Raw genomic sequence first — 5,716 nt, forward strand, 5'->3', positions numbered from 1 at the left:
ATCCTGGGCATCCGGGTGCTGTCCCGCGTCCGGGCGCGGCTGGGATCGGCCCCCACCCCGCGGCAGCTGTTCGACACGCCCACGATCGCCGGGCTCGCCGAGGCGCTCGGCGGCGGGCGCGTGGACCCCGTCGTCCGGGTGGACCGCGACGGGCCGATCCCGTTGTCCTCGGCGCAGGAACGGCTGTGGTTCCTCACGGAGTTCGACCCGGACAGCACCGAGCACGCGACCGTGCTCGCGCTGCGGCTCACCGGCGCGCTGGACACCGCCGCGCTCGACGCCGCGCTGACCGACGTGGTGGACCGGCACGAGCCGCTGCGGACGACGTTCGAGACCGTGGACGGCCGGGGCGCGCAGGTGGTCCACCCACCGTCGCCCGTCGCGTTCGAGCTGGTAGACCTCTCGGCCGCGCCCGACCCGGAGGCCGCGCTTGAGCGGTGCCTGCACGATGAGACGACCACGCCCTTCGACCTCCGTCACGGCCCCGTCGTGCGGCCCAGGCTGGTGCGCCTCGGGGCCGAGGACCACGTGCTGGCGCTGGTGGCCCACCACATCGTGACGGACGGCTGGTCCGGCGGCGTGCTCGTGGGCGAGCTGGCCGCCTGCTACGCCGCACGGACACGGGGATCGGTCGCCGAGCTGCCCGACCTGCCGGTGCGGTACCGCGACTACGCCGTGTGGCAGCGCGAAGCGGACTCCGCGCGGGAGAAGGGGATCGAGTACTGGCGGTCCACATTGGACGGCATACCGCCGCTTCACCTCCCGGTCGACCGGCAGTACCCGGCCGTCCGCTCCTCCGCGGGGGCGTCCGTCGTGTCCGCCCTGCCCGCCGAGCTGGTCGACCGGCTCCGCGAGGTGGCCGCGACGCGGGACGCCACCGTGTTCATGGCACTGGTGGCGCTGGTCCAACTCCTGCTGGCACGGCTCTGCGGCCAGCGGGACATCGCGGTGGGCACGGTCACCTCGGGCAGGCGCGGGCTGGAGCTGGAGGGGCTGGTCGGCCTCTTCGTCAACACGGTCGTACTCCGGTCCATTGTGGACGAATCCCGGTCGTTCGCCGACCTCCTCACCGAGGTCCGGTCGACGGTGCTGTCCGCGTTCGAGCACGACGACGTGCCGTTCGAGCGCGTCGTGGAGGCGGTGGCCACCGAGCGCGATCCGAGCCGGAACGCGCTCGTGGAGGTCGTCGTCGCCCTGAACACCCCGTCGCCCGACGTCGAGTTCGGCGACCTGGCCGTGCGCGAGCTGCCGGTCGGCGCGACCGACGTCGGCCACGACCTGGGCTTCGACTTCGGCTTCGCCGACGGCGGCCTCGGGTTCGCGATCAGCTACAGCACCGGCCTGTTCGACCGGTCCACGATCGAGCGGATCGCCGGACACCTGCGCACGCTGGTGGAAGCGGTGGTGGCCGAACCGGCGGCACCGCTGACCGCGGCGCGGCTGCTCACCGAGGCCGAGGTCGGGGCACTGGTCGAGTTGGGCCGCGGCGCGCGGCTCGACCCGGTCGAGGCCCGCTGCGCCCACGAGCTGTTCACCGACCAGGCCCGACGCACGCCGTACGCGGTCGCCGTCGGCGACGCGGACGTGGAGCTGACCTTCGCCGAGCTGGAGGTGAGGTCGAACCGGCTGGCCAACGTCCTCGTCGACCTCGGCGCGCGGCCGGGCACGCTCGTCGGGGTGTGCCTCGACCGGTCCGTGGAGGCCGTCGTGGCGCTGCTCGCCGTGCTCAAGGCGGGGGCCGCGTTCGTCCCGCTGGACCCCCGGCACCCGGCGCTGGTGCTGGAGCGGATGGTCGTCGACGCCGCCGCGCCGGTGGTGCTCACCGAGCGGCGGCTGGCGGACAAGGTGGGCGGTGGCGAGGTCGTGTGCCTGGACGAGGTGGGCGACCTGGTGGACGCCGCGTCGCCGGAGCCGCCGACCACCGACGTCGCCCCGGACGACCTGGCCTACGTCGTCTACACCTCCGGCACGACCGGCAGGCCCAAGGGCGTGATGATCTCCCACCGGAGCGTCCACCACATCTGCCGGGCGTGGGACCACGCCTACGGGTTGACCGTGATGAGGCCGACCTGCCTGTCGGTGTCCGGCTTCGGCGTCGACCTGTTCTTCGCGGACTTCCTGCTGTCGGCCGTGTTCGGCGGGGACATGGTGATCTGCCCGCAGGAGGTCGTCACCGACGTGCCCGCGCTGGTGGACCTCGCGATCGAGACCGGGGCGCAGGTGCTGGTCACGGTGCCGTCGCTGGCCACCGCCATCGCCCGCGAGCTGGCCGAGCACGACATCCGGCTCGACGCGGTGCGGGTGCTGGCGGTCGGCTCGGAGGGCTGGCCCACCGCCGACTGCGCCGAGCTGCTCGACCGGTTCGGCCCGGAGACCAAGGTGGTCAACGCCTACGGCGCTACGGAGACCACCGTCGACGCCACCGTGTTCGTCGCCTCCACCGGCTCGCTGGACGACGCGCCCTTGGTGCCGATCGGCAGGCCGCTGGCCGACACCGACGTGCGCGTGCTCGACGGCGCCGGGCGGCTGGTGCCCGTGGGGGTCGTGGGCGAGGTGCACGTCGGCGGGCCGGGTGTGGCGCTCGGGTACTGGAACGCCCCCGAGCAGACGGAGCGGCGGTTCCCCGTCGACCCGCTCGGCGGGGGAGCCAGGGTGTACCGCACCGGCGACCGGGCACGGTGGCGCGGGGACGGGAACCTGGAGTTCCTCGGCCGGGTGGACGACCAGGTGAAGGTGCGCGGGTTCCGGGTGGAACCCTCAGAGGTGGAGAACGCGCTGGTCCGGCACCCGCACGTGGCCGCCGCCGCGGTGGTGCTGGGACCGGACGGCAGGCTGCGCGGGTACGCCGTTCCCGCTCCCGAGACGGACCTCCGGTCCGACGCGCTGCGGGCCTTCCTCGCCGACCTCCTGCCCGCGTACGCGGTGCCGACGACGGTGACCGTGCTGGAGGCCCTGCCGATCGGGCCGACCGGCACGGTGGACCGGAAAGCCCTGCCGGAGCCCGCGCCCGCCGACGGGGTCGAGGCGACCCACGTGGCCCCGCGCAACCCCGTCGAGGCCGCGTGGGCGGAGGTGTGGGCGGGCGTGCTGGGCCTGGAGGTCGGGAGGATCGGCGTGCTGGACAACTTCTTCGACCTCGGCGGCGACTCGATCCTCAGCATCCAGCTGGTCTTCCAGGCCAGGAAGGCGGGCCTGGACGCGTCGGCGCGCGACCTGTTCCTGCACCAGACGATCGAGGAACTGGCCGCCGCGGTCGGCCGGGTGGAGGACGTCGAGGCCGAGCAGGGCGCGGTGTCCGGCGCGGTGCCGCTCACCCCTGTGCAGCGGGAGTTCTTCGCGGGTGAGCCCGAGGTCCCGGCCGCGCTGACCCAGTCGGTGCTGGCGGAACTGGTGGCGGGCGTGGACGTCGAGGCGCTGCGGACCGCGGTGGACGGCGTCGTGGCGCACCACGACGCGCTGCGCCTGCGGTTCCGCCGCGAGGACGGCCGGTGGCGGCAGGAGAACGCGCCCGCCGAGCACGGGCGGCCGTTCACCGAGCACGACCTGGCGGCGACCGGGAACCCGCGCTTGGAGTTGCGGAAGCTGCTGGCGAAGACCGACGCGGCGCTCGACGTGCGGACCGGTCCGCTGCTGCGCGCCCTGCTGTGCCACCTGGGCGACGACCGCGGGCCGCGGCTGTACCTGACCGCGCACCACCTCGTCGTGGACGGCGTGTCCTGGCGGATCCTGCTCGACGACCTGGAGACCGCCTACCGGCAAGTCGCCGGGGGAGCGGCGGTGGACCTGGGCGCCAAGACCACGTCGTTCCGGCACTGGGCGAACCGGCTGGTCGAGCACGTGGCCGAGGGCGGGTTCGACCACGAGGTGGACCACTGGACCGCGGTGCCCGACGCCGTGCCGCTGCCGGTCGACACCCGCCCCGCGACGTCGGTCGAGCAGGGCACCGTCACGGCCCTGCTCGACCCCCGCACCACGGCCGTGCTGCTGCGGGACGCGCCCGCCGTGCTCCGCACGAGGATCAACGACGTGCTGCTGTGCGGCCTGGCGTGGGCGCTGTCCCGGTGGACCGGGGACGACCGGGTGGTGGTGGACCTGGAGGGCCACGGCCGGGAGGACCTCTTCGACGACGTCGACCTCTCCCGCACCGTCGGCTGGTTCACGTCGGTGTTCCCGGTGGCGCTGCACGTGCCGCCGGGCGAGCCGGACTGGCCCTGGCTGGTCAGGTCGATCCGCGGGCAGCTGCGCGCGGTGCCGGGCAACGGTCTCGGCTACGGCGCGCTGCGGTACCTGAGCCCGAGGGGGACGCCGGGCACGGTGCTCGCCGACCGGCCGCGACCGCCGGTGCTGTTCAACTACCTCGGCGGGCTCGACGACGTCGGCGACGCCGAGGACAGCGCCCTGTTCCACGCCTTCGACGACACGACGGCCCCGGAGGACCCCGGCGGGTACGCGCTGTCGGTCACCGGCGCGGTCCGCGGCGGGCGGCTGCGGTTCGACTGGGACTACTCGCCCGCCCGGCACCGGCAGGACACCGTGGAACGGGTGGCCGTGGACTTCCGGGCCGCGTTGACCGCCGTGGCGGCCGCCGTCGAGCGGGGCGCGCACCGGTGACGCCGGACGACCTGCGCGCCCTGCTGACGCGTGCCGCGACCGAGCACCGGGTTCCCGGCGCCCAGCTCGCGGTGCGCGTCGGCGGGGTGACGACCGCGGTCGAGGTCGGCGAACGGCTGCACGGCACGGGCGACCCGGTCACGGCGGAGTGCGCGTTCCCGTTGGGGTCGTTGACGAAGCCGTTCACCGCGACCCTGGCGATGGTCCTGGTCGCCGACGGCGACGTGGACCCGGACAGGCCGCTGGGGGAGTACCTGCCCCACCCGGTGCCACCGATCACGCTGCGCCAGGTGCTGTCGCACACCAGCGGACTCGCCTCCGCGGTGCCGGAGGCGACGACCACGACCACCGACCCGGGCCGCTGGGTGCGCGACCACTGCCCGCCGGACGGCCTGGTGCACCCCAGCGGGACCGTCTTCTCCTACTCCAACATCGGTTACCTCCTCGCCAGCTATCTCGTCGAGGCGGTCACGGGCATGGGCTGGGCGGAGGCCGTGCGGTCGATCCTGTTGCGGCCGTTGGGGATCACGCCGTCGTTCGTGGTCGGCGCGTCGACCGGGCGGCCGCACCTCGCGGGCCACTCGGCGCACCGCGACACCGGCCGGGTCGTGCCGATCCGGGAGCAGGACCTGCCGGTGGTCGAGGCCGCCGCGGGCGCGCTGGCTCTCAACGCGTCCGACCTCGTGACGTTCGCGCGCCTGCACCTCGGCGATCCGGGCCTGCCGCGGCTGCTCGACGACGACGTCCTGCGGGAGATGCGGGTCGACCACGCCCCGGCCGGGCCGTTCGGGCTGGCCGACGGCTGGGGCCTCGGCTGGTCGGTGCACCGGTGGGCCGGGCGCGACTGGCACGGGCACGACGGCACCGGCTCCGGCACCTCGTGCCACCTGCGGTTCGCCGCCGACACCGGCGAGGTCGTGGCGTTCACCTCCAACGCGGGCACCGGCCTGGCGCTGTGGGAGGACGTGGTCATCGGCCTCCGGGCACTCGGCGTCGCCGTGGGCGGCGGCTACCCCACCCCGGCCGAACCCCGGTCGCCGGTGCCCGCACCACCCGCCTGCGCGGGCCGCTACACCAACGGCGACACGGAGTTCACCTTCGCGCC

The 5,716-nt window shown here is 74.7% G+C and carries 2 protein-coding genes; both read left to right on the forward strand.

Features of this window, described 5'->3' with window-relative positions:
* On the forward strand, window positions 1–4,611 hold a 4,611-nt coding region (locus ACFWW9_RS45250; RefSeq protein WP_390389701.1), incomplete at its 5' end, for an amino acid adenylation domain-containing protein.
* A partial coding sequence (locus tag ACFWW9_RS45255) for a serine hydrolase domain-containing protein (protein ID WP_390389703.1) occupies window positions 4,608–5,716 on the forward strand: 1,109 nt, incomplete at its 3' end. The genes ACFWW9_RS45250 and ACFWW9_RS45255, both read left to right, overlap by 4 nt.

It is taken from the genome of Umezawaea sp. NPDC059074, from assembly GCF_042738955.1.
In the GTDB taxonomy this organism is placed as follows: domain Bacteria; phylum Actinomycetota; class Actinomycetes; order Mycobacteriales; family Pseudonocardiaceae; genus Umezawaea.